The sequence below is a fragment of the Streptantibioticus parmotrematis genome, assembly GCF_019890615.1.
Lineage (GTDB): Bacteria > Actinomycetota > Actinomycetes > Streptomycetales > Streptomycetaceae > Streptantibioticus_D > Streptantibioticus_D parmotrematis.
Genome location: NZ_JAINVZ010000023.1, coordinates 53,644 through 78,309 on the forward strand (window position 1 = coordinate 53,644; position 24,666 = coordinate 78,309).

The window sequence follows — 24,666 nt, forward strand, 5'->3', positions numbered from 1 at the left end:
GGCCCGGCCGGTGCGGGGTGGGGCGGGTGCCCCCGCGCGGCTGCGGCCTCGCCGCGCCTCCCACCACCTGGCCGGGCGGTCCGGGGAACCCCGGGGGAACCGGGGTTCAGTGCGCCGTGACGGCCCGCAGCGACTCCTTCAGGGAGCCCATCGTGGCCAGCACGGCCGTCGGCTCGTAGCCGCAGTGCGCCATGCAGTTGTCGCACCGCGGGTCCTTGCCCCGGCCGTACTTGTCCCAGTCGGTCTCCTCCAGCAGCTCCTGGTAGGTCTCCGCGTACCCGTCCGACATCAGGTAGCAGGGCCGCTGCCAGCCGAACAGGGAGTACGACGGGATCGCCCAGGGGGTGCACTCGAAGTCGGTGCGTCCTTCGAGGAAGTCCAGGTACAGCTCGGAGTGGTTCAGCCGCCACTTGCGGCGCCGCCCCTCGCCGAACGCCTTGCGGAACAGCTGCCGGGTCTGCTCGACGCCCAGGAAGCGGTCCTGGTCGGGGGCCTTCTCGTACGCGTAGCCCGGGGAGATCTCCATCCGGTCGACCTTCAGCTCGTCGTTGAGGTAGTCCAGCACCTCGATGACGTCCTGCGGGCTGTCGTTGTTGAAGAACGTCGAGTTGGTGTAGACGGCGAAGCCCGCGGCCTTGGCCTGCCGGATGGCCTCGATCGCCTGGTCGAAGACGCCTTCCTTGCTGACCGACTCGTCGTGCCGCTCACGCAGCCCGTCGATGTGCACCATCCACGCGAAGTTGCGGTGCGGCCGGAACTTGTGCAGGTGCTTCGGCAGCAGCACGGCGTTGGTGCACAGCACGACGAACTTGCCACGGGAGAGCAACTCCCTGGTCATCACGTCGATCTGCGGGTGCATCAGCGGCTCGCCACCGGCCAGCGACACCATCGGGGCGCCGCACTCCTCCACGGCTCCGATCACCTGCGCCACCGGCATCCGCTTCTTCAGCACTCCGGCGGGGTGCTGGATCTTGCCGCAGCCGTTGCACTTGAGATTGCAGGCGAAGAGCGGTTCCACCTCGACGATGAGCGGGAACTTCTCCCGGCGCAGCAGCTTCTGCTTGACCAGGTACGTGCCCATCTTGACGGTGAGGTTGAGCGGGAGTCCCATCGCGTCTCCGTTCCCGAGCCGCCGCGGGCTCTGGCCGGTGCGGCGGGGACCGGTGGTGCGAAGGCCGATCCCCTCTACCACTACCAACATACAGTCTGTATGGAACAGGATGTACGTATGAAAGGTCCCCGATTCCCCGGCGGGCGGGCCAGCCGCCGCACCGAGCACGTCAGCGACACCCGGCGCGCCCTGATGGAGGCGGCCAGGACGCTGTTCGCCGAGCGCGGGTACGCGGCGACCGGTACGGAGGACATCGTGGGGGCCGCCCGGGTGACGCGCGGGGCGCTCTACCACCACTTCCGCGACAAGGCGGACCTGTTCCGCGCGGTGATGGCGGAGTGCGCGCAGGAGATGGCGGAGCGGCTGGTCGAGCAGGAGACCCGCAGGGCCGAGGCGCACCCGGGGGACGCCTGGCAGCTGCTGCGCAGCGGATTCCAGTCGTTCCTGGACGCCTGCACGGACGCCGACTTCCAGCGGATCGTGCTCATCGAGGGGCCGGCCGTGCTGGGGCACAGCGCCTGGGACGCGCTGGTGGAGCAGCACGGCTACCTGCTCCTGGCCGAGGCGCTCACCGAGTCGATCCAGGAGGGCCGCATCGAGGACCTGCCGGTGGCGCCGCTGACCCGCATGCTGGCCGCGCTGATCTCCGAGGCCAGCTTGTACATCGCGCGTTCCGAGGACACCGCCGCGGCCCGCGAGGACGCCGGGCTGGTCCTGGACCGCCTGCTGGCGGGCCTGGCCACCCCCAGCGTCGCCACCGGCACGTGACCTCAGGGCACGGCGGCGGAGGGCGTGGGACGGCTGACGGGGGCGGAACGGCGCGTCACGTCGGTCCCCGCGGCGGAGTCGTGCCCGTCGGCGTGGCGCGGACGCCGGGGCGGTACTTCGGGACGCGCACGGTGATCTTCATGCCCGCGCCCGGCGCGGTCTCCATGACCAGGCCGTACGCGTCGCCGTAGGTCTGGCGCAGCCGCTCGTCGACGTTGGCCAGGCCGATGCCGGTGCGGGGGCCGCCGTCGCCGCGCAGGACGGCACGCAGCCGGGCCGGGTCCATGCCCGCGCCGTCGTCCTCGATCACCACGCGCGCCTGGGCGCCCTCGTCGTCGGCGGTGATGGTGACGCGGCCGTGGTCGGGGCGGCCCTCGACTCCGTGCTTGACGGCGTTCTCCACGAGGGGTTGCAGGCACAGGAAGGGCAGCGCGACGGGCAGCACCTCCGGCGCGATCCGCAGGGTGACCGCGAGCCGGTCGCCGAACCGGGCGCGTACCAGCGTCAAGTACCGCTCGATGGAGTGAAGTTCCTCCGCGAGCGTGGTGAAGTCGCCGCTGGAGCGGAAGGAGTACCTCGTGAAGTCGGCGAACTCCAGCAGGAGTTCGCGGGCCCGCTCGGGGTCGGTCCGGACGAAGGAGGCGATGGCGGCCAGGGAGTTGAAGATGAAGTGCGGGGAGATCTGCGCCCGCAGCGCCCGCGTCTCGGCGTCGCGCAGCCGCGTGCGCAACGCGTCGAGTCCGGCCAGTTCCAGCCGCAGCGAACACCAGCGGGCCGCCTCGGCGACCTCTCGCGCGAGGCCGGGCCCGTCGGCGCGGGCGTGGACGGCCAGCGCGCCGAGCACTCGGCCCTCCGCGACGAGCGGGGCCGCGGCGAGGCGCAGCACGGCACCGGACGCGTCGTCGCCCGGGAGACGAGCCGGGGCCGGTGACGTGACGACCACGCGTCCCTCGTCCAGCGCGCGGCGGACGTCCCGCATCGCCGCGTCGCGGCGGCCTTCGTCCGGGCCGTCCCAGGCGAGGACGGCGTGCGTGTCGGTGAGGCAGACCGCGACGGCGTCCAGCGCGGGCCGCAGTGCGCGTACCGTCCTGCGTGCCGCCGCCGGTCCGAGGCCGTCGCGCAGCGGCTCACCGGCCGCCGCCACGCGGCACGCCACGGACGTGCCCGGTCGGCGCCGCGGGCCACCCGCCCTCGACACCCGGTCCAGCACCGCGCCCAGCACGGCGGCGCCCCCGCACGCCAGCGCGCAGACGGCGAGCGGGACCCCCGCCTGGGCGCTCACCGGCCCGCCCCGCGCCACGGACGCGGCACGCGCGCCGCACGCGGCACGCCCGCCGGGTCGCGGGGCGTCGGCGGCACGGGTTCCGGGCGGTGCAGCCGGTGCATCGCAGCCGTGGTGCCGGGCGGGATCGCGCCGCGGGTGGCGAGCGAGACCGCGATCATGGTGACGAAGCCCACCGGGACCGACCAGACCGCGGGCCACGCCATCAGAGCCTGCGGCCAGCCGTGGCGGGGCCATCCGGCGATCGTGGCGGCGACCGCGCCCAGGGCGAGACCGCCGCCCGCCAGCATGCCCGCGGCGGCGCCCGGTGGTGTCAGCCCGCGCCACCAGATGCCCAGCAGCAGCAACGGGCAGAACGACGAGGCGGCCACCGCGAAGGCCAGACCGACCGTGTCGGCCACCGGCAGTCCGGCCGCCGAGAGGGTGAGCGCGGCCGGCGCGGCCACCGCGAGCAGCGTGGCCCAGCGGAACGACCGCACTCCGACCGAGGGCAGCACGTCCTGGGCCAGCACTCCGGCCGTCGAGACGGTCAGCCCGCAGGAGGTGGACAGGAAGGCGGCGAACGCCCCGCCGACCAGCAGCGCGCCCAGCAGTCCTCCCCCGGTGCCGCCGATCATGCGCTCCGGCAGCACGAGCACGGCCGCGTCCGGGTCGCCGGTGGCGGCCAGGTCGGGCGCGTAGACCCGGGCCAGCGCCCCGTACAGCGGCGGCAGCAGGTAGAAGGCGCCGACCAGGACGAGGACCACCAGGGTGGTGCGGCGGGCGGCGCGGCCGTGCGGGCTGGTGTAGAAGCGGACGACGACGTGCGGCAGGCCCATCGCGCCGAGGAAGGTGGCGAGGATCAACCCGTAGGTGGCGTACAGCGGATGGGGCCCGGTGCCGCCTCCGGTGACCGTCGCGTGGACGGCGGCCGGTCCGCCGGGGCTGCCGTCGCCGTGCCAGACCAGCAGCAGGAAGACGACGGGCACCAGCAGCGCGGTGAGCTTCAGCCAGTACTGGAACGCCTGCACGAGGGTGATGCTGCGCATGCCGCCCGCGGCGACGTCGGCGGCGACCACGACCGACACAACGGCCCCGCCGGCCCAGCGCGGCGCCCCGGTCGCCGTGCGCAACGTCAGCCCCGCGCCCTGGAGTTGGGGCAGCAGGTACAGCCACCCGATCCCGACGACGAGGACCGCGGCGATCCGGCGCACCGTCACCGACTCCAGCCGGTCCTGCGCGAAGTCCGGCAGCGTGTACGCGCCCGACCTGCGCAGCGGCGCGGCTACGAGGACCAGCAGCACCAGGTATCCGGCCGTGTAGCCGACCGGGTACCAGAGCATGTCCGCGCCGTGCGCCAGGACGAGGCCCGCGATGCCGAGGAACGACGCGGCGGACAGGTACTCGCCGCTGATGGCCGCCGCGTTGAGTCCGGGCCGCACCGTGCGGGACGCGACGTAGAAGTCGTCGGTGGTGCGCGAGACGCGCAGGCCGAGCGCGCCGACCAGCACGGTGGCCAGCGCCACCGCGGCGACCGCCACGCCGCCGTACGCGCCGCTCACCGGGGGCCGTCCTCCTGGTCGGGGCAACCACCTTGGTAGCGGGCCTCGTTGGCCTCGGCCCGGGTGACGTACCAGCGGCCGATGAGGTACATCAGCGGGTAGCCCGCGACACCGAGCAGCGGCCAGGTGACGCCCACGCCGCCGATCCTGGTGCGGGAGACGGCAGGTACGCGGTCCAGCAGCAGGGGCAGCGCGCCGAGCGGCACCGCGAGGGCGGCCACGGCGGTCAGGGCGGCGCGCAACTGCGCCCGCACCAGGGCGCGCAGCCGCGCGTCGTCCCGAGTCGACGGCTCGGTGTCAGTCGCTCCCGCCGCGCCGCGCGACGGGTCGCACCGGCCGCCGGTGACCACCTCGCGCCGCACCGGCCCGCCCGTCAACTGCCGCCCCGCACACGGTGTGCCGCGCCGCGCACCAGCAGGTCGCGCAGCTCGCGGGCGTGGCGGCGGCTCACCGACAGCCGTTCGCGCCCCACCCTCACGCTCATGTTGCCGCCGTCCGTGCGCAGTTCGTCGATGGCCCACAGCGCCACCAGATAGCGGCGGTGCACCCGGACGAATCCGCGTTCGCGCCACCGGTCCTCCAGCGTGGACAGCGCGACGCGCACCAGGTGGCCGCCCGCGCCGCCGACGGTGTGCAGCCGAGCGTAGTCGCCGTGTGCCTGAGCGTACGTCACCTCGTCGGGGCGCACGAAGCGGGTGACGCCGCCGAGTTCGACCGGGATCACCTCGTCCGCGGGGGCGCCGCGGGCGGTCACGGGCGTGCCGTGCACCAGCTCGTCGACCCTGCGCACGGCTTCCGCGAGACGTTCGCGGCGGACCGGCTTGAGCAGGTAGTCGACCGCCTCCAGGTCGAAGGCGCGCACCGCGAACTCCTCGTGGGCGGTGACGAAGACGATCAGCGGCGGCCGGGCGAAGCGCCCCAGCAGCCGTGCCAGGTCCAGCCCGCCGAGGCCCGGCAGCCGGATGTCGAGGAAGACCGCGTCGAGCACCCCCGGCCCGTCCGGTCCACCGCCATAAGCGCCGCCGCCCCCGTCCTGCGCGCAACTCCGCTGCCCCGCATCGCCGGTGAGGTCGTACGGGTCCGGGCCGCCGAAGGGCTCCCCCGGGGTGCGGCCGAGGCGGCGCAGCACGTCGGTGGCGTCGGTCGCGCCGTCCGCCCGGGCGATCCGCGGGTCCGCGCGCAGCAGATAGAGCAGTTCCCCCAGCGCGGGAACCTCGTCGTCCACGGCCAGCACGCGCAGCATGGCGCCGGAGTCTAGTTGAGCCGCCGGGGCGACGGGCCGTCCCACGGCGTGCGTCAACCGCCCGTACCGCGTCTTCACTCCTGCCGGTGCGTCAGGACCGTTCGTCGCACCGGAGTGACCGTTCGGCGACGGCCGGTGGCGGGTCCCCTCGTTGTCCGCGTGTCGCGTTCCTAGCGTGACCGCCGGGCGCCGCTGTCCGCGCGGGGGCCCGCGGTCCGCAACGGCGGCGCGCCCCGGACGCCGTCCGCCGCGCGCCCCCACACCCGCCCGTGAGCAGCCGCGACGCCGCGCGTCCGTGGACCCGAACACCCGTGTGCCCGACGACCCGATGACTTCGACGAGACCAGGAGGCCAGCCATGGCCAGTACCGTTCCGCCCGCCGCTCCCGAGACCCCGTCGAGCCCGCCGCCCGCGTCGGCCACCGGGACCGGCGTCGCCGATCCGGCACCGCTGGGCCTGGGCGCGTTCGCCACCACCACGTTCGTCCTGAGCTGCTTCAACGCCAATCTCATCAACGCGGGGCTGGCGGGCGTCGTGCTGCCGCTGGCGCTGGCCTTCGGCGGGCTCGCCCAACTCCTGGCCGGCATGTGGGAGTTCCGCAACCGCAACACCTTCGGCGCGACCGCGTTCACCTCCTACGGCGCGTTCTGGCTGTCGTACGCGCTCCTCGCGCGCTACGTGGCGCCGACGCTGCCCCTGGCCACCGCGCACCAGGCGACGGGCCTGTACCTGCTGGTGTGGGCGATCTTCACGGTGTACATGACGGTGGCCGCGCTGCGCGTCAACGGCGCCGTGCTCGGGGTGTTCGTGGCGCTGTCGATGACGTTCATCCTGCTCGCGGCGGGCGAGTTCGCGCAGTCGGCCGACGTCGCCAAGGCGGGCGGCTGGGTCGGGCTGATCACGGCGGTCATCGCCTGGTACGCGTCGTTCGCGGTCGTGACCAACGCGACGTGGAAGCGTTCGGTGGTGCCGACCTGGCCGTTGTCCTGAACCGGCAGTACCGACCGGCGGCACCCGGCCGCACAGCACCGACCAGCCCCAGGAGTGATGGTGTCCGACGAAACGTTGTCGAACCTGCTGCGCGAGGAGCGGCGCTTCCCGCCCCCGCCCGCGCTGGCCGCCGCCGCCAACGTGACCGCCGAGGTGTACGAGCGGGCCGCCGCCGACCGGCCGGCCTTCTGGGCGGAGCAGGCGCGCAGGCTCAGCTGGGCGACCGAGCCGCAGCAGACGCTGGACTGGTCGAACCCGCCGTTCGCCAAGTGGTTCGCCGACGGTGAGCTGAACGTCGCGTACAACTGCGTGGACCGGCATGTCGAGGCGGGGCTCGGCGACCGCGTGGCGCTGCACTTCGAGGGCGAGCCCGGTGACACCCGGGACCTCACCTACGCCCAGCTCAAGGACGAGGTGTGCAAAGCGGCCAACGCGCTGACCGGGCTGGGGGTGGAGAAGGGCGACCGGGTCGCGATCTACCTGCCGATGATCCCGGAGGCGGTGATCTCGATGCTGGCCTGCGCCCGTATCGGCGCGCCGCACTCGGTAGTGTTCGGCGGCTTCTCGGCGGACGCGCTGGCCACCCGCATCGACGACGCCGACGCCCGGGTCGTCATCACCGCGGACGGCGGCTGGCGGCGCGGCAAGCCGTCCGCGCTCAAGCCCGCGGTGGACGAGGCGCTCACCAGGCCGGGCGCCGGGCGGGTGCGCAGCGTGCTGGTGGTGCGGCGCACCGGGCAGGACGTGGACTGGCACGAGGGCCGCGACGTGTGGTGGCACGAGGTGGTCGAGGCACAGTCCGCCGAGCACGAGCCGCAGGCGTTCGGCGCCGAGCACCCGTTGTTCATCCTCTACACCTCCGGCACGACGGGCAGGCCCAAGGGCATCCTGCACACGTCCGGCGGCTACCTCACCCAGGTCAGCTACACCCACCACGCCGTCTTCGACCTCAAGCCCGAGACGGACGTGTACTGGTGCAGCGCGGACATCGGCTGGGTGACCGGGCACTCGTACATCGTCTACGGGCCGCTGTCGAACGCGGCGACCCAGGTGATCTACGAGGGGACGCCGGACACCCCGCACCAGGGCCGCTGGTGGGAGATCATCGCCAAGCACCGGGTGTCGGTCTTCTACACGGCGCCCACCGCGATCCGCACCTGCATGAAGTGGGGCGAGGAGATCCCGGCCCGCTTCGACCTGTCCAGCCTGCGGGTCCTGGGCAGCGTCGGGGAGCCGATCAACCCCGAGGCGTGGATGTGGTACCGCAAGAACATCGGCGGGGACCGCTGCCCGATCGTGGACACCTGGTGGCAGACCGAGACCGGCGGCATCATGATCAGCCCGCTGCCGGGCGTGACGGCCACCAAGCCCGGTTCCGCGCAGACCCCGATGCCCGGCATCGCGGCGACCGTCGTGGACGACGAGAGCCGTGAGGTGCCGGACGGCGCGGGCGGCTACCTGGTGCTGACGGAGCCGTGGCCCGGCATGCTGCGCACGATCTGGGGGGACGACCAGCGGTATGTCGACACCTACTGGTCGCGTTTCGAGGGGCGGTACTTCGCGGGTGACGGGGCGAAGAAGGACGACGACGGCGATCTCTGGCTGCTCGGCCGGGTGGACGACGTGATGCTCGTGTCGGGGCACAACATCTCCACCACCGAGGTCGAGTCCGCCCTCGTCTCGCACCCCAAGGTCGCCGAGGCGGCCGTCGTCGGTGCGGCGGACCCGACGACCGGGCAGGCCATCGTCGCGTTCGTCATCCTGCGCGGCGGCGCCACCGAGACGGAGGACCTCGTGGCGGAACTGCGCGACCACGTGGGCTCGGCGCTGGGCGCCATCGCCAAGCCCAAGCGCGTCCTGCCGGTGTCGGAACTGCCCAAGACCCGCTCCGGCAAGATCATGCGACGACTGCTGCGCGACGTGGCGGAGAACCGTGAGCTGGGTGACGTCACCACGCTCACCGACAGCACGGTCATGGACCTCATCCAGTCCAAGCTGCCGGGCGCCGCGTCGGAGGAGTGAGCGCGCACGTGCGGGGCCCGGGACCGCCGTCCGTCGGGCGGCGGTCCCGGGCCCGTCGTACCTCCGCCCGGACTACCGGTCGCGGTACGCCTCCAGCAGCCGCAGCCACACCTCGCTGATCGTCGGGTACGAGGGAACGGCGTGCCACAGGCGGCTGATCGGGGTCTGCGCGGCCACCGCGACGGTCGCGGAGTGCAGCAGCTCGCCGACGCCCGGGCCGACGAAGGTGACGCCGACCAGGCGTTCGCTGTTGGCGTCCACCACCATCCTGGCCCGGCCCCGGTAGTCGTCGCCGTACAGCGCCGAGCCCGCCACCTGCGCCAGGTCGTAGTCGACGACGTGGACGCGGCGGCCCGCCTCCTCGGCCTCCTTGGCCGTCGGGCCGACCGAGGCGGCCTCCGGGTCGGTGAAGACGACCTGCGGCACGGCCTCGACGTCGGCGGTGGCCCGGTGCGGGCCCCAGGGGGCGGGGTCGAGGGGCTCGCCCTGCGCGACGGCTCCGATGACGGCGCCCGCGATCCGCGCCTGGTACTTGCCCTGATGGGTCAGCAGCGCACGGTGGTTGACGTCCCCTGCGGCGTAGAGCCAGTCGCCGTCGACCCCGGTCACCCGGCAGGAGTCGTCCACCGTCAGCCAGTCGCCGGGAGCCAGGCCGACCGTCTCCAGGCCGAGGTCGTCGGTCCTCGGGGCGCGTCCGGTCGCGAACAGCACCTCGTCGGCGACGAGTTCACCGCCGACGTCGAGCGTCAGGGTCACCGGTGCCGCGGGCGCCGGGCGGTCCACCGCGGACACCGAGACCCGGTTGCTGATCTTCACTCCGGTGGCGGTCAGCCCCTCGGCGACCAGCTCACCGGCGAACGGCTCCATGCGCGGCAGCAGTCCGTCGCCGCGCACCAGCAGGGTGACCTCGCTGCCCAGGGCCCGCCACGCGGTCGCCATCTCCACGGCCACCACGCCGCCGCCGACCACCGCGAGGCGACCCGGCACCTCCTTGGCGCTGGTGGCCTCCCGGCTGGTCCACACGCCCGCCGCCGCGAGGCCCGGCAGGTCGGGCAGCGCGGCGCGGGTGCCGGTGCAGACGGCGACCGCGTGGCGTGCGGTGAGCAGCACGCGGGAGCCGTCGGGAGTGTCCACGGCGACCCGGCGGGGCCCGTCGAGCCTGCCGTGTCCGCGTACCAGGTCGAGTCCGGCGCCGCGCACCCACTCGGCCTGGCCGTCGTCCTTCCAGTGCGCGGCGAAGTCGTCGCGCCGGGCGAGCACGGCCGCCGCGTCCAGGGTGGCGCCGACCGCCTCGCGGGCGCCGGGGAGCCTGCGGGCCTCGGCGAGCGCGGTGTGCGGGCGCAGCAGCGCTTTGCTCGGCATGCAGGCCCAGTACGAGCACTCGCCGCCGACGAGTTCGCTCTCCACGACGGCGACGCTCAGGCCCGCCGCGTGGGCGCGGTCCGCCAGGTTCTCGCCGGTCGGTCCTGCGCCGACGACCACGACGTCGTACGTGTGCTCCTGATCCACGGTGCCGCCTCCCGGTGGGTGTCCTCGCCGGTCATCCTCCGGCAGCCCGCGGACGCCCGCATCCGCGCCCCGGCCGGCGATCGAGCAAGATGGTGCCGAGCGTGACACGCGACGGCGCCACCGCGCCAGGAAACGAGGCAGGAACGCACATGGGCGAGTTGATTCTGATCCGGCACGGCGAGACGGAGTGGAGCCGGTCGGGAAAGCACACCAGCTGGACGGACCTGCCGCTGACCAGCCGGGGCGAGGACCAGGCGCGTTCCCTGGTGCCACTGCTGGCCGGGCGGCGGATCGCGCTCACCTTGACCAGCCCGATGGCGCGGGCCCGCAGGACCGCCGAGCTGGCGGGCCTGCGCGACGCGGTCCTCGACCCCGAGCTGCACGAGTGGGACTACGGCGCCTACGAGGGGATCACCACGGTGGAGATCCACCGCACCCGCCCGGAGTGGGACCTGTGGACCGACGGGGTGGCCTCCGGACCGGACGGTCATCCCGGCGAGAGCCCGACGCAGGTGGGGGAACGCGCCGACCGGGTGCTGAAGCAGGTGGACGCCGCGCTGCGCGACGCGGACCTCGACGGCGAGGGCGGCGACGTGGTGCTGGTGGCGCACGCCCACATCCTGCGGGTGATCACGGCCCGGCGGCTCGGGCTGCCCGCGTCCGGCGGCGCCCTGTTCCGGCTGGACACGGCCACGGTGAGCCGTCTGGGCACCGAGCACGACCGCCCGGTCGTGGCGTCGTGGAACCAGCAGCCGCCCGCGTAGCGCTCCCGGGCGGCTCAGCCCCTGGTCGGCAGGTCGCCCGGCGGGACGATGAGGCAGAACTCGTCGCCCTCCGGGTCGGCCGGCACGACGGTCAGCCACCCGCGGTCGTCGAACGGGCCGCGCAGTCGAGGACCACGGCCGGCTCGATGACCTGGGACCGACCGTCGCCGTCGCCGTCCCCGTCGGCGTCCCCGTCGCTCAACGGCCGTACCAGACGGTGGTGGCGTTGCAGAACTCGCGGATGCCGTGGTCCGCCAGCTCGCGCCCGTAGCCGGAGCGCTTGACGCCGCCGAAGGGCATCGCGGGGTGCGAGGCCGTCATGCCGTTGAAGAAGATGCCGCCCGCCTGCAAGTCCCGTACGCAGCGGTGCTGTTCGGCGTTGTCGGAGGTCCACACGTTCGAACTCAGGCCGAACGGCGTGTCGTTGGCGAGGTCGACGGCGGCGTCCAGGTCGGGCACCCGGTACAGGGTCGCGACCGGGCCGAACGCCTCCTCGTGGTGGATGCGCATGTCGGGGGTGACCCCGGCGAGCACGGTGGGTTCGTAGAACCAGCCCTTGGGCTGGTCCTGGGGCCGCCGTCCGCCGCACAGCGCCGTCGCGCCGCGCGCGGTGGCGTCGTCCACCAGTTCCTCCAGGTCGGCGCGGCCCTGCTCGCTGGAGACGGGACCGACGTCCGTGCCCTCCCGCATCGGGTCGCCGACGCTCAGCGCCGCCATGCCCGCCACGAAGCGTTCGGCGAACTCGTCGTGGACGTCCGTGTGCACGATGAAGCGCTTGGCGGCGATGCACGACTGCCCGTTGTTCTGCACGCGCGCGGTGACCGCGGTCTTCGCGGCGGCGGCTACGTCGGCGGAGGGCAGCACGATGTACGGGTCGCTGCCGCCGAGTTCGAGCACGGTCTTCTTCACCTCGTCGCCCGCGATCGAGGCGACGGAGCGTCCGGCGGGCTCGCTGCCGGTCAGCGTGGCGGCGGCGACCCTGGAGTCGCGCAGTACCCCCTCCACCTCCCGCGAGCCGATCAGCAGGGTGGCGAAGCAGCCCTCGGGGAAGCCCGCGCGGCGGAAGAGGTCGCCGAGGTAGAGGGCGGTCTGCGGCACGTTGGAGGCGTGCTTGAGCAGCCCGACGTTGCCCGCCATCAAGGCAGGTGCCGCGAAGCGCACGACCTGCCACAGCGGGAAGTTCCACGGCATCACGGCCAGCACGACGCCCAGCGGCCGGTAGCGCACGTACGCCCGGCTGCCGCCGGAGTCCTCCACGTCGGCGGTGTCCACCCGCTCGTCGGCGAGCAGTCCCTCGGCGCGCTCGGCGTACCAGCGCATGGCCTTGACGCACTTGGCGGCCTCCGCGCGGGCGGCGGCGAGCGTCTTGCCCATCTCGGTGGTCATGATCGCGGCGATCTCGTCGCGGTCCTTCTCCAGCAGGTCGGCGGCGCGCCGCATCAGCTCGGAGCGTTCGGCGAAGCTCGTCGTGCGGTACTCGCGGAAGGCGGACGCGGCCCGGGCGACGGTCGCCTCGATCTCGTCGGGTCCGTGCGGTTCGAACGTCTTGAGGGTCTCCCCGGTCGCCGGATTGACGGTTGCGATGGGCATGGCACGTCCTCCTCGAAGCCTGCTGGAGCCCGGGTGATGGTCCGGCGCGGGCCGGCCGGGCCCGGGTCGTCGGCCGGTCCTGCCGGGGCGCGTCGCCCGCGCGAGGCCACGCGGGCCCGCCCCGCGAACCGCAAGCACCACGTGCCCCGTATTCACCGATTTACGCCTCCTGGAGCGCCACCTTCACGCCTCCTGGGGCGCCGCCGCAGCCGTCCGGCCCCGCTCGCGGCGGGCCCGGGCGGCGGTGAGCGCACCGGCCGCGACGAGCAGCGGAGGCAGCGCCGCCGCCCACGGCGCCGCGCCCCGGTGGAGGGCGGCGGCCGCCCCGGCGCCGGCCGCGAGCGCGCCGAGCCGGATCGGCACCCAGCGTCCCGTCTCCTGAGGGGCGCCCGCCGCCGCCCGGCTGACGAACGTGGTCAGCGCGCCGGTGAGGTAGGTCGACGGGCGCGCGGCGGTACCGGCGCCCAGCATCGCGCCCGACTGCGCGCCCATCGCGACGGCGGCGACACCCAGCAGCACGTCGCGCGGCGCTCCGGTGGGCGGCGCTCCGCCGACGGCCCAGGCCACGGCGTTCAGCGCGAGCAGGACGACCTCCGCGGCCAGCACCGCCAGCGTGCGCGTCGGCCAGCCCTCCCCCGGGCCGTCCGGCCGGGGCCCGCAATAGCGTGCGGCGGCGGCCGTTCCCGCGACGTATCCGGCCAGCGCGATCAGCGGCGCCGCGACGTCGCCGAAGCGGTCGCCGCCGCAGGCGATGCCCAGCAGGGCGAGGTTGCCGGTCATGACTCCGGCGAAGACATGGCCCAGGGCCGTGAACGCGAGCGCGTCCACGGCCCCGGAGGCGGCTGACAGCAGGGTCATGGCCAGGTGCTCCGCCCGGCCCGGCCCGTGCGTCACTACCGCAGCGGCCCGGGGTCGGGCACGGGTTCAGGACCCGGCTCGGGGCCCGGTCCCGGCGGCGGGGGCGTGGGCACCGGGTCGGGCAGCGGTCCCGGCCCAGGGCCGGGCGGCGGCGCGGGCACGGGGTCCGGCTCCGGCACGGGCGCGGGCCCAGGGGCGGGCCCTGGCTGCGGTCCGGGGGGCGGCGCGGGCGTCGGCCTCGGCGGCACGGGGTCGGGGTGCGGGCTGGTCCAGGCGGGCGCGGCCTGCGCCCTCCCGGGTCCGGGCTGTCCTGGTCGTTCCGGACGTCGCAGCAGTCGCAGCACGACAACCTCCACCTTCCTGTCGGTTCGGGTCGTTCTGGCCCGCTCCTGCCCTGGATCCGGCCGGGTACCCGTCCGTCACCAGCGTTGCCCCCGAAATGCCGTACGCGCGCGGCCGACTGGTCCGTCCAGGGCAGTACCGCCTGGTCCGTCCGTGGCGGTCCCGATTCCCGCTCGACCTCCGCCGGATTCCCGCTTGACCCCCGCTAGCGAAACTCTTGCGTTTCGATAGAGCCTGGCCTACCGTAGAGCTGTACGAAACAGTTTCGTTCGAGGCTGGGGCGCCAGAGCTCCGCCCGACCGCCCGGGGACCGCCGATCGCACGGCCTCCGGAGACCTCCAGGGAGGTGGGCACATGACCACGGAAGCCGGACAGGCGCCGGCCCGCCGCACCCGCCTCACCCCGGACCGCGAGGCAAAGCTCTACGCCGCCGTGCTGGACGAGCTGCGCGGCGCGGGCTACGAGGCGATGACCATGGACGCCGTCGCCGCCCGGGCCCGCACCAGCAAGGCGACGCTCTACCGGCAGTGGAAGGGCAAGCCCGAACTGGTCGCCGCCGCGCTGCGGCACCTCAAGCCGGTCTACAGCGCGGGCATCGACACCGGGAGCCTGCGCGGCGACCTGTTGGAGGTCGCCCACCGCGTCGAGCACGTGGCCCCGGGCGACACCGCGCTGCTGGCCGCCGTCGGACACGCCTGCGACGGCCATCCGGAACTCGGCGACGCCATGCGCCAGGCCCTCATCGAGCCGGAACGCGCCGTACTGGACGCGATGCTGGAACGCGCCGTCGCCCGCGGTGAGATCCGCGCGGACACCAAGGCGGCCGAGTTCTTCCTGCCGATGCTGGTCGCGGCGCTCCCCGCCCGCAAGATCCTCGAGGACCGCTTCGCGGACGCCGCCTACATGACGCGCTACATCGACGCGGTCGTCCTGCCCGCGCTCCTCAACAGCTGACAGCGGCCGCCCGGACGCCACGCCACCGGGCCGCCCCCACCCGAGCACCAGACCCACCCCGAGCCCAAGGACCACGCCATGTCCCAGACCACCGCCGACCACCCGGTCGGCCTCGCCGCGGAGCGCGGCGGCGGCGAACACCCGGCCGCCAACCGCTGGTTCGTCCTCGCCGTGATCGGCATCGCCCAGCTGATGGTCGTGCTGGACGCCACCGTCGTCAACATCGCCCTGCCGTCCGCGCAGCGGGCCCTCGGGTTCTCCGACGGCAACCGCCAGTGGATCGTCACCGCCTATTCGCTCGCCTTCGGCAGCCTGCTGCTGCTCGGCGGACGCCTCGCCGACCTGGTCGGCCGCAAGATCGTCTTTCTGGTGGGCGTCCTCGGCTTCGCGGGTGCCTCCGCGCTCGCCGGTGCCGCCCAGGGCTTCGACCTGCTCGTCACCGGGCGGGCGTTGCAGGGCCTGTTCGGCGCCATGCTCGCCCCGGCCGCGCTGGCGCTGCTCAACATCACGTTCACCGACGCCAAGGAGCGCGCGAAGGCGTTCGGCATCTACGGCGCCATCGCGGGCGCGGGCGGCGGCATCGGCCTGCTGCTCGGCGGTGTGCTGACCGAGCACCTCAGCTGGCGCTGGACGCTGTACGTCAACCTCATCTTCGCCGTCATCGCGTTCATCGGCGGCCTGGTGCTGCTCAAGCCCGGCGCCCCGGCCGACCGGCCCAAGCTGGACCTGCCCGGCACCCTCCTGGTCTCCGCCGGTCTGTTCGGCGTGGTCTACGGCTTCTCCAACGCCGAGACCCACCACTGGGGTTCGCCGCTGACCTGGGGTTTCCTGGTCGCCGGCGTCGTGCTGATCGCGGCGTTCGCCGCCTGGCAGCGCCGGGCGAGCCACCCGCTGCTGCCGCTGCGGGTGCTGCTGGACCGCAACCGCGGCGCGTCGTTCATCACCGTCGCCATCTCCGGCGCCGGCATGTTCGGCGTGTTCCTCTTCCTCACCTACTACCTGCAGACGACGCTGCGCTACACTCCGGTCACCACGGGGCTCGCGTTCCTGCCGATGATCGGTTCGCTGATGGTCACCGCGCAGCTGGCGACCAACGTGCTGGTGCCGCGCGTCGGCCCGCGCCCGATCGTGCCGCTGGGCATGGGCATGGCCGCGGTCGGCATGGCGTGGCTGACCAACCTCGGGCTGCACAGCACCTACGCGGCCGACGTGCTGCCGCCGCTGATCGTGATGGGCCTCGGCCTCGGCCTGGTCATGCCGCCCGCGATGAGCCTGGCCACCGACCGCATCGGGCCGCGGGACGCGGGCGTGGCGTCCGCCACCGTCAACACCATGCAGCAGGTGGGCGGTTCGGTCGGAACCGCGCTGCTGAACACCCTGGCCGCCAGCGCCGCCACCCACTACATGTCGGGCAAGCGGCCGACCCCGGTACTGGCCGCCCAGGCGCAGTTGCACAGCTACTCCACCGCGTACTGGTGGTCGGCCGGGTTCTTCGTCGCCGGTCTGGTCATCACCGCCCTGATGTACCGCGGCGGCAAGCCGTCGCAGGACTCCGCCGCGGCGCCGGTCGTCCACATGTGACGTCTCCCGGCACCGTCTGACGGACCGGACGGGCCCCGCGGAAGCGGTCGGTCGCCCGGAGTACGAACCGACGATCACACTTGCGGAGTTCACCGCGTGTGATGATCCCCGTACTCCTAGCATGGGCGACCGACCGCTTCCGCCGTCTCCAGACAGGGGCTCACATGAGGGTTCGCCGGTTCGTCGCGGCGCTGTTCGCCAGCGCGTTCCTCCTCCCGGTGGCCGTGGCGGCGCCCGCCACGGCCGCCTCGCCGTCGGCGCACGCGCACTCCGCGGCCTGCTCGGCCGGGTACTTCGACCAGGACGCCCGGCTCGGCCCCGAGCAGCTTCCGGACCGCGGCCGGGTCGGCCACCAGCTGATCGGCTACCGGCGCACCGGTGGCCTCGGCGACCGGGCGTTCCTCGCCCGCTACTACGACGCGGCGGCCAACTCGGGCCAGGGCGGCTGGATCTACCCGCCGGCGGACGGTTACGTCACCCGCCCCGACGGCACGCCCGTCGAATGGCACCAGGCGCTGCGCCCGGGCCAGGACATCGACCGCTACGGCAGCGAGTACGGCGCGTTCCTCGCACCGGAGGGCCTGCCGTACGCGGAGCGGTCCATCCCGCCGCAGAGTCTGGACGGCACGCCCGCGGCGGGCTGCAACTACCACGACTACCGGGTGGTCAAGGCGTTCAGCGTGGACGCCGGGCCGATCGCGCCGTGGTTCGGGCAGCCCGGACGCGGCCGGCAGTACCAGCTGGACGCGAGCCTGCTGCCGGGCGCGCCGTCGCAGCTCAACGTGGGCTGGCTGGTCACCAACGGCTACCTGGAACGGCTTACCTGACGCACCGTCAACCCTCGCCCCCTGCAAGGCCGTTCACTGCGACCACGCGGGGTGGCGGGGGTCGTCGCAGCGCACCACGATGTCCGCCGTCGCGCCGGGGTCGACCTCCTCGTCGTAACGGCCGAAGGCGGGCAGCGTCCAGCGGTCGGCATCCGGGGTGCGGCGGGCCAGCGCGCCCGGGGAGAGCCGCAGGTGGGCGCCGAGGTCGACCGGGAAGCCCCGGCCCAGCAGCAGCGGTCCGTCGAGCAGCAGCACGGAGCCCGGCGGGAGCGTCACGTAGGGGGCCCGGGTCGCGCGGTCGGCGACCGGATCCCACAGCGAGGGCAGCGTCCGCCCGTCGCCGCCGGGGCTCAACGGGCCGAAGACCTCGCGCCACAACGCGCCGGTGTCCAGCCACAGGTCGTAGTACGCGTCGACGTCCCGGTGCCCGTACTCCAGCCGGACCGAGGCGGGCCGCCAGAAGCCGTCCGCGCTCACCCTGAGCGTCCGGCGGCCGCGCGTGCGCAGCGCCTCGGCCAGCGCGTCGGCGAGTTCGCCGGTGCGGGCCGCGGGCGCACCGTCCACCACCACCCTGGGCCACGCGGCGCCGTCGAGCGGGGCGAGCGCCGTGATCCGGTCGGCGAGGGCGTCGGTGAGCCGGGGCCAGGAGACAGGTGTGAACCGCACACCCGCCATCCTGCCCGAACGCCTCACGTCCGCCCGCCGGGGGCCGAACACCCGCGCGAGACGGCGCCGGTGGTCCTCCGACTGTCCCCGTCAGCGTCCCCCGGGAGGGTGAGCGGGTGAGTGTCGGGCCGCCGTGGTGCGCCGGGTCGTCGGATCATCTGCCAGGGGCGCGGGCTGGGCGCCTCCTGATGTCCGGCGGCCCGGGGAGGACAGCGTGAGGTGGTTCGGCAGGGCCGGGGTGCTGGGCGCGGGGGGAGCGGCGCTGGCCTGCCTGACCGCGTTCTGGCTGTCCTCGATGGGCACCGTGGAACGTCCGGCGGTGGGCGCGGGCTCCGCGCACGACGTGGTGCGCACCGCCACGGCGCACGGCGGGCCCGCGGATCGCGCCGGGGCGCCTCCCGGGGCGCGCCGTGCCGGTTCCGGTCCTCTCGCGTGGCCGACGCCCGGCGGGGCGGGCCGGGTCGCGCCCACCGCGTCACCGAAGCCCTCCGCTCCCCCGCCCGCCTATCCGCCGACGTACCGGGTGGGCACCGTCCTGCACCTCGCGGAGCAGCCCAGTCACTACTGCACGGGCAGCGTCGTCGACAGCCCGCACCGTGACCTGGTGATCACCGCGGCGCACTGCGTGCACGGCGGCGCGGGCGGCAGTTACCTGACCGGCCTCGGCTTCGCCCCGGGCGTGGGTGAGGACGGAACGGAACCGGCCGGGGTCTGGCGGGTCAGCAGCGCGTTCGTGGCGCCCAGTTGGGTCTGGGAGACGGATCCGGACGCCGACGTGGCGTTCCTGGTGATCGAGCCGCTGCACGGCCGCGAGATCGAGGACGTGGTCGGCGGCAACCCCGTCGCCTTCGGCCGCGGCCCGGGTCCGGTGCGGCTGACGGGGTATCCGCGTGACGTGGACACCCCGGTGGTGTGCGACGGCACCGCGACCGCACCGGCCCCCGACCGGCTGCGCGTGTACTGCCCCGGGTTCAGCGGCGGCACCAGCGGCAGCCCGTGGCTGGCGGGAGCGCGCGCGGACGGCAGCGGTTCCGTGGTCGGTGTCGTCGGCGGCTATCTGGGCGGTGGCACGGTGCCGTACCTGTCGTACAGCAGCGTCTTCGGGCAGCAGGTGCGCGACCTGTACCAGGAGGCCGTCGCCGACTCCTGAGGCCGCGCACCCGCTCGGTCAACGCGGCGCGATCCGGCGGCAGTTCACGCCTCCCGCGCCACTCCGTGGTCCCGCAGTCCCAGCCACACCCGGTCGCGGGTCAGCGGCAGCCTGGTGAAGCGGACCCCGGTGGCGTCGCGCAGCGCGTTGGCGAGCGCCGGGGCGACCGGGTTGAACGGGCTCTCGCTCATCGACTTCGCGCCGAGCGGGCCGATGGCGTCGCGAGTGGGCGTGAAGTGCACCTCGGTGCGCGGGGTGTCCGCGTAGGTCGGCAGGTGGTAACGGCGGAACGCGGCCGTGGTGACGGCGCCGCGCTCGTCCACCACCACCTCCTCGAACAGGGTGGCCCCGAGCGCCTGGGCGACGCCGCCCTCGACCTGCCCCCGGCACTGCATGGGGTTCATCACCTGACCGGCGTCGGCCGCGTGCACGCTGCGCAGGATGCGGATCTCGCCGGAGGCGGGGTCGACGGCGACCCTGAACCACTGGGCGTTGAAGGCGACCGACCGCGGGGTGCCGCCGAAGTGGCCGTCCGCGGCCAGTTCCCGGTCCGCCGTGCGGGCGGCCTCGTACAGCTCCTTCAGCGGTACCCGGCGCCCGGCGCACACCACGGCGTCCTCGGCCATCGCGCACGACTCACGGGCCACGCCCAGGTGTTGGGCGGCGAAGTCCAGCACGAGCGCGGCCAGTGCCTGCGAGGCGCGCAGGGTCGCCTTGCCCGCGACCACCGTGCCGGTCGACCCGAAGGCGCCGGTGTCGTGGCGCACCACGTCGGTGTCGGACTGACGGATCGTCACGCGGTCGACGGTGGTGCCCAGTTCGCCCGCCGCGATCTGGCGGTGCACGGTTGTCGTGCCGTTGCCGAACTCCGCGGTGCCGACGGACAGTTCGTAGCCGCCGTCGGGCTGGAGCACCACCCTGGCGTCGGCGATGTGGCCGCCGGGCGGGCCGGTGGCGATCATCGACAGCGCGGCGCCCTGGCCGACCAGCCAGCCGTCCGGCGGTGCCTCGCCGTGATCGGGTTCGGCGATCGCGCGGCGCACCACCTCCACGCACGTGTCCAGGCCGTAGGAGCCGATGTGCAGGTCCTCCTCCACGCCGCCGGGCGCGATCATCTCCTCGTCGGCGGCGATGATGTTGCGGCGGCGGAACTCCATCGGGTCGAGGTCCAGGCGGCGGGCGAGTTCGTCCATCACCGACTCCACGGCGAAGACGACCTGCCCGAGCCCGTAGCCGCGGAAGGCGCCGGCGGGCACGGTGTTGGTGTAGACGGCGTACCCGTCGACCTTCTTGTTGGGGCAGCGGTAGACGGCGAACGACTCGCCGCAGCCGTGGAACAGCACGGCCGGGCCGTGGTTGCCGTAGGCGCCGGTGTTGGAGACGATCCGCATCCGCATCGACTTCAACAGCCCGTCGCGGCTCGCCCCGGCCTTGACCTCGATGGTGAAGGGGTGCCGGGTGGTGGCGCCGAAGAACTGCTCGGGGCGGGTGTACTCCAGCTTGACCGGGCGGCGGGTGCGCAGCGCGGCGAGCACCACGATGTCCTCGACCAGCATCTCCTGCTTGCCGCCGAAGCCGCCGCCGACCCGGCCCGCGACCACCCGGACCTTCTCCTGCGGCAGGTCGTACAGCGTGCACAGCGCCCGCCGGGTCAGGAACGGGGTCTGGGTGCTGGAGCGCACCACGAGCCGGCCGTCCGGCGCGTCGAAGTCACCCTCGAACCAGGCCACCGCTCCGTGCGTCTCCAGGCTGGCGTGCTGGACGCGCTGGGTGCGGAAGGTCTGCTCGTGCAGGACGTCGGACTGCGCGAACCCCGCCTCGACGTCGCCGACCTCGCCGTGCGTCTCGCCCACCACGTTGTCCTGTGGGCGGGCGATGCGGGCCTCGTCGCCCTTGGGGTGGATCACCGGGGCGCCCGGGCGCATGGCCTCCTCCGGGTCGATGACGTACGGCAGTTCCTCGTAGTCCACCTCGACGCGGCGGCAGCCCTCCTCGGCGGCGGCCTCGCTGTCGGCGACGACGGCGGCGACGCGCTGGCCGACGTACCGCACCACGTCGTCCAGGACGCGGGTGTCGTCGGGGTCCTCCTCGGGATGCTCGTGGCGGGCGGTGGAGAACAGGCGCTCGGGCGCGTCGTGGTGGGTGAGCACGGCACGCACGCCGGGGACGGCGAGGGCCCGGGTGGTGTCGATGGCCCGGATGCGGGCGTGCGGGTGCGGCGAGCGCAGGATCTTCAGGTGGAGCAGGCCGTCCACGGCGACGTCGAAGGTGTAGCGGGCGGTGCCGGTGACCACCTGCGGTCCGGCCGGGGCGGGCAGGTTGCGGCCCACGCTCTCGCCGGGCGCGGGCTCCTCGGTGTGCTTCACCCCTCGCACGGCGTCCTCGATGGCCCGGTAGCCGGTGCAGCGGCACAGGTTGCCCTTGAAGGCGCGTGGCAGGTCGGCGCGCTTGTCGTCGTCCAGGGCGGCCGTCGTCATCAGGAAACCGGCGGTGCAGAAGCCGCACTGGAAGCCCTGCGCGTCGAGGAACCCCCGCTGCACGCGATGGAGTTCGCCGTCGGCGGGGGCGAGTCCCTCCACGGTGGTCACCGCGCGGTCGCGGGCGCGCAGCGCCGGGTAGAGGCAGCTGTGCACCGGTTCGCCGTCGACGTGCACCGTGCACGCGCCGCAGTCGCCCGCGTCGCAGCCCTTCTTCACGCCGAACCAGCCGAGCCCGCGCAGGAAGGTGCGCAGGCACTGCCCCGCACGCGGCTCCTCGTCGAACTCCCGTCCGTTGACGCGCAGTCGCATCGTCACTCCTCCCCCGGCGCCACCGGCGCGGTCGTCAGCTCGGCGCGGATCTCCTCGGCGAACCGCAGCGTCAGGTGGCGGCGCCACTCGGGCAGTCCGTAGATGTCGTCGAACCACGCGCCCGGCGGGACCGCCTGCTCCAGCGCGGCCCGCAGCTGAGCGGCGGCGGGCGGCAGCGGGAACCACAGCCGCACCGGGCGCGGCGTGGAGGCGGTCACGGTCAGGGTAAACGAGCCGTCCGCCGGGTCGTGCCGTCCGATGACCAGCGCCGCCGAGCGTCCCAGCCGGTGCAGGGAGCCCTGGCGGAAGGCGGTGCGCGAGCGCAGCGCGTACGTGGGCAGGGTCACCGAGCGCAGCAGCTCGCCCTCGCGCAGCACCTTGCGGCCGTTGCCGGTGACGAATTCGGCGACCGGCAGCCGCCGCACCCCGCCGTCCAGCGCGAGCAGGGTGGCTTCGCCCTCCAGGGCGGCGGTGAGCGAGATCATGGGGCCCGCGGGCAGCGCGTTGCAGATGTTGCCGCCCACGGTGGCCATGTTCCAGATCTTGAACGAGGCCAGGAACGAGCGGCAGCACTGCTCGATCAGCGGGTGGCAGGCCTGCCAGCCGGGCGGCGCGGTGAACCGGTTCAGCTGCGCGACGGTGCAGGTGGCGGCGATGACCAGGCCGTCCGGTGTGACCTCCAGCGGCTCCCAGCCCATCGACCCGAGGTCGACGAGTCTGCGGATGTGCGGCTGGGGCTCGGAGAACAGGTAGGTGCCGCCGCCCAGGTAGGCGTCGCCCGGCCGCCACTGCTCGCGGCGGCGGGCGTCGCGCATCTGCGTCACGGTGCCCAGGTCCATGATCGTCCCGCCTTCGTTCGTGCCGGGCCCACGCGGCGCGGCCCTCGACGCGGTGATTGAAGCAATGCCGCGCCGGGCGCCACGACTGGTGCGACACACGGTTTTCGGCCATACGACGCGTTCCTCACTGGAGGATCATCCAGTGCGCATTTGCCGGGGATTTGCACCGAACGGCATCGCAATTACCATGCGGACACCCCTGTTCGGGTGGTGGATGCGTTCGCCGACCGACGGGGAGCCGCGCCGCGGGGCGCGGTGGTACCGGGCAAGGAGCGCACGTGCACGTCGAAGACCTTCTGCGGCTGACGGGACTGGACCTGGCTCTGGTCTGGGGCGAGGAGGAGCTCCTGCGCGCCGAGGTCACCGGGGTGACCGCGACCGACCTGGCGGACCCGGTGCGCTACCTCCAGCGCGGCGAGATCGTCCTGAGCGGCCTGGTGTGGTGGCGGCCGCAGGACGGCGGGGCCGCCGCCGACCGCTTCGCCGCGGCACTGCGCGAGACCGGCGCCGCCGCGCTGCTGGCCGGGGAGGAGACGCACGGCGCGGTGCCGGAACCGCTGGTGCGCGCCTGCCGGGAGCACCGGGTGCCGCTGCTGTCGGTCCCGCCGCACACCAGCTTCCGCGCGATCACCGACACCGTCTACCTGCGGCTGTGGGGCGACCTCAGCCACACGCAGCGCGGCTTGACCGCGTTGCCCGACGCCGTGCGCCAGGACCTGCACGCCCTGCTGGCCGCGGACGCGCCGCTGGAGACCCTTCTGACCAGGGCTTTCACCCATCTCGGGGACGCGGTGTGCTCGGTGGTGACGCCGACCGGCCGGGTGGCCGCGACGGTGCGGGGCTGCCCGGCGCCGGACCCCGAGGCGGTCGCGGCGGCGCTGGCCGCGCTGCCGGGCGGCGAGCCGGACGGGCTGGTGGCGGTGGACGCCCACGCGCGGTCGCCGCTCGGCACGTGGTACGTCTACGCGCACCCGTCGGCCGGGACGCCGCCGCCGCGGGTGCTGCGGGAGATCGCCGACTTCGTCGGCCTGCACCGGGCCCGCGGTGCGGCACGGGAGGCCGCGCGCCACGACGCCGCCGACCGGCTCGCGGCGCTGCTGGCGCGGGGCCGGGCGCAGGGCACGGTGGTGGGCGGCGCGCTGGCGGAGTGCGGCCTGCCGGGTGAGGGCCCGCTGGTGGTGCTGACCGCGCGGGCGCAGGCCTCCTCGGCCTCGGCGGACGACGGCGGGCGTACGGCGCGCTGGGCGCTGGCGGAGGCGCTGGGCACGGTGGTGGACCTGCCGTTCGCGGTGGGCGGCGACGGTGAGGGCACGGCGGTGGCCGTGCTGGCCACGACCCCCGGCGCGACCGAGGCGCTGGCCGCCGAACTCGCCCCCGTGTGGCGGCGGTTGCAGGCGCTGGTCCCGGCGACGGCGCTGCGCGCGGGGGTGAGCGAGGCGGTGCCGTCCGCGGCGGCGCTGCCCGGCGCGCTGCGCGAGGCCCGCTACGCGCTGACGGCCGCCTCGGCCGGGCAGGGCCGGGCCACGGTGGGATTCGGGGACGCGATGCTGACGCTGCGGGACCTGATCGCGGGGGTGCCCGCGGCGGTGCGCGACGCGTTCCGGCACCGGCTGCTGGGGCCGCTCGACGCCCACGACCGGCGCACCGGCGGGACGCTGCTGGACACCCTGGAGGTCTTCCTCGCCCAGGGCGGCTCGTGGGTGCGCACCGCCGAGCAGTTGCACGTCCACGTCAACACCGTGCACTACCGCATCCAGCGGATCGAACACCTCACCGGCAAGGATCTCTCCCGCCTGGAGGACCGCATCGACTTGCGAACGGCTTTGCTGTGCGCCTGAGA

General features: G+C 74.3%; 20 protein-coding genes. 9 read left to right on the top strand and 11 right to left on the bottom strand.

Annotated elements, in window-relative coordinates; all coding sequences use genetic code 11:
* Positions 1-106 precede the first annotated feature (106 nt).
* Complete coding sequence (hpnH, locus tag K7472_RS26260) at positions 107-1,111, bottom strand: adenosyl-hopene transferase HpnH (protein ID WP_109454534.1); 1,005 nt, start codon at positions 1,109-1,111, stop codon at positions 107-109.
* Positions 1,112-1,228: 117 nt separating this feature from the next.
* Here hpnH and K7472_RS26265 point away from each other — a divergent pair, with 117 nt between their 5' ends.
* A complete protein-coding gene (locus K7472_RS26265) occupies positions 1,229-1,879 on the top strand; it encodes a TetR/AcrR family transcriptional regulator (protein ID WP_222981041.1) in 651 nt (216 codons plus the stop codon).
* 55 nt (positions 1,880-1,934) lie between these two features.
* Here K7472_RS26265 and K7472_RS26270 read toward each other — a convergent pair whose 3' ends face one another.
* From K7472_RS26270 to K7472_RS26285, 4 genes are read right to left on the bottom strand one after another with little or no spacing between them, the layout of a single operon-like run.
* Positions 1,935-3,161, bottom strand: coding sequence for a GAF domain-containing sensor histidine kinase (locus K7472_RS26270; RefSeq protein ID WP_222981042.1), 1,227 nt, complete (start codon positions 3,159-3,161; stop codon positions 1,935-1,937).
* Positions 3,158-4,702 carry a sodium/solute symporter gene (locus K7472_RS26275; protein WP_222981043.1) on the bottom strand — a complete coding sequence of 515 codons (1,545 nt, stop codon included), beginning with the start codon at positions 4,700-4,702 and terminating at the stop codon, positions 3,158-3,160. Before K7472_RS26275 ends, K7472_RS26270 begins: the two co-directional genes overlap by 4 nt.
* Positions 4,699-5,079: a hypothetical protein gene (locus K7472_RS26280; protein WP_222981044.1), complete on the bottom strand. Its 381-nt coding sequence runs from the start codon at positions 5,077-5,079 to the stop codon at positions 4,699-4,701. Before K7472_RS26280 ends, K7472_RS26275 begins: the two co-directional genes overlap by 4 nt.
* On the bottom strand, positions 5,076-5,945 hold the full coding sequence (locus K7472_RS26285) for a LytR/AlgR family response regulator transcription factor (RefSeq protein WP_222981045.1): 870 nt from the start codon (positions 5,943-5,945) through the stop codon (positions 5,076-5,078). The genes K7472_RS26280 and K7472_RS26285 overlap by 4 nt, the downstream gene beginning before the upstream one ends.
* Positions 5,946-6,302: 357 nt before the next feature.
* On the opposite strand from K7472_RS26285, the gene K7472_RS26290 reads away from it, so the two are divergent.
* Together K7472_RS26290 and acs are read left to right on the top strand one after the other, a co-directional pair.
* Positions 6,303-6,935, top strand: a complete 633-nt coding sequence (locus K7472_RS26290; RefSeq protein ID WP_222981046.1) for an acetate uptake transporter — start codon at positions 6,303-6,305, stop codon at positions 6,933-6,935.
* A gap of 60 nt (positions 6,936-6,995) precedes the next feature.
* Positions 6,996-8,957: an acetate--CoA ligase gene (gene acs / locus K7472_RS26295; RefSeq protein WP_222981047.1), complete on the top strand. Its 1,962-nt coding sequence runs from the start codon at positions 6,996-6,998 to the stop codon at positions 8,955-8,957.
* A 72-nt stretch (positions 8,958-9,029) separates the two neighbouring features.
* On the opposite strand, the gene K7472_RS26300 is transcribed toward acs, so the two are convergent.
* Positions 9,030-10,466, bottom strand: a complete 1,437-nt coding sequence (locus K7472_RS26300; RefSeq protein WP_222981048.1) for a dihydrolipoyl dehydrogenase family protein — start codon at positions 10,464-10,466, stop codon at positions 9,030-9,032.
* Positions 10,467-10,615: 149 nt separating this feature from the next.
* Between K7472_RS26300 and K7472_RS26305 the strand changes: the two genes are divergently transcribed.
* On the top strand, positions 10,616-11,230 hold the full coding sequence (locus K7472_RS26305) for a histidine phosphatase family protein (RefSeq protein ID WP_222981049.1): 615 nt from the start codon (positions 10,616-10,618) through the stop codon (positions 11,228-11,230).
* A 198-nt stretch (positions 11,231-11,428) separates the two neighbouring features.
* Here the strand turns inward: K7472_RS26305 and K7472_RS26310 are convergent, their stop codons facing one another.
* A complete protein-coding gene (locus tag K7472_RS26310) occupies positions 11,429-12,820 on the bottom strand; it encodes an NADP-dependent succinic semialdehyde dehydrogenase (protein ID WP_222981050.1) in 1,392 nt (463 codons plus the stop codon).
* A gap of 183 nt (positions 12,821-13,003) precedes the next feature.
* Positions 13,004-13,678: a YoaK family protein gene (locus K7472_RS26315; RefSeq protein WP_222981051.1), complete on the bottom strand. Its 675-nt coding sequence runs from the start codon at positions 13,676-13,678 to the stop codon at positions 13,004-13,006.
* A 696-nt stretch (positions 13,679-14,374) separates the two neighbouring features.
* Between K7472_RS26315 and K7472_RS26320 the strand changes: the two genes are divergently transcribed.
* The 3 genes from K7472_RS26320 to K7472_RS26330 all read left to right on the top strand — a co-directional run bounded on the left by K7472_RS26320 (position 14,375) and on the right by K7472_RS26330 (position 17,382).
* Positions 14,375-14,974: a TetR/AcrR family transcriptional regulator gene (locus K7472_RS26320; RefSeq protein ID WP_222981052.1), complete on the top strand. Its 600-nt coding sequence runs from the start codon at positions 14,375-14,377 to the stop codon at positions 14,972-14,974.
* Between the two features lie 78 nt (positions 14,975-15,052).
* Complete coding sequence (locus tag K7472_RS26325) at positions 15,053-16,555, top strand: DHA2 family efflux MFS transporter permease subunit (protein WP_222981053.1); 1,503 nt, start codon at positions 15,053-15,055, stop codon at positions 16,553-16,555.
* A gap of 164 nt (positions 16,556-16,719) precedes the next feature.
* Positions 16,720-17,382 (top strand): TNT domain-containing protein, encoded by a 663-nt coding sequence (locus tag K7472_RS26330; RefSeq protein ID WP_222981054.1) that lies wholly within the window; start codon positions 16,720-16,722, stop codon positions 17,380-17,382.
* Positions 17,383-17,415: 33 nt separating this feature from the next.
* Here K7472_RS26330 and K7472_RS26335 read toward each other — a convergent pair whose 3' ends face one another.
* Complete coding sequence (locus K7472_RS26335; protein WP_252396267.1) at positions 17,416-18,057, bottom strand: nucleoside/nucleotide kinase family protein; 642 nt, start codon at positions 18,055-18,057, stop codon at positions 17,416-17,418.
* Positions 18,058-18,262: 205 nt separating this feature from the next.
* Here K7472_RS26335 and K7472_RS26340 point away from each other — a divergent pair, with 205 nt between their 5' ends.
* Positions 18,263-19,198: a trypsin-like serine peptidase gene (locus K7472_RS26340; protein ID WP_222981056.1), complete on the top strand. Its 936-nt coding sequence runs from the start codon at positions 18,263-18,265 to the stop codon at positions 19,196-19,198.
* 44 nt (positions 19,199-19,242) lie between these two features.
* On the opposite strand, the gene K7472_RS26345 is transcribed toward K7472_RS26340, so the two are convergent.
* Together K7472_RS26345 and K7472_RS26350 are read right to left on the bottom strand one after the other, a co-directional pair.
* The gene (locus tag K7472_RS26345) at positions 19,243-21,987 is read right to left on the bottom strand and encodes a molybdopterin-dependent oxidoreductase (protein WP_222981057.1); all 2,745 of its coding nucleotides are present in this window, start codon (positions 21,985-21,987) and stop codon (positions 19,243-19,245) included.
* A 2-nt stretch (positions 21,988-21,989) separates the two neighbouring features.
* Positions 21,990-22,826 carry an FAD binding domain-containing protein gene (locus tag K7472_RS26350; RefSeq protein ID WP_222981058.1) on the bottom strand — a complete coding sequence of 279 codons (837 nt, stop codon included), beginning with the start codon at positions 22,824-22,826 and terminating at the stop codon, positions 21,990-21,992.
* Positions 22,827-23,104: 278 nt separating this feature from the next.
* On the opposite strand from K7472_RS26350, the gene K7472_RS26355 reads away from it, so the two are divergent.
* Complete coding sequence (locus tag K7472_RS26355; protein WP_222981059.1) at positions 23,105-24,664, top strand: PucR family transcriptional regulator; 1,560 nt, start codon at positions 23,105-23,107, stop codon at positions 24,662-24,664.
* Positions 24,665-24,666 lie beyond the last annotated feature (2 nt).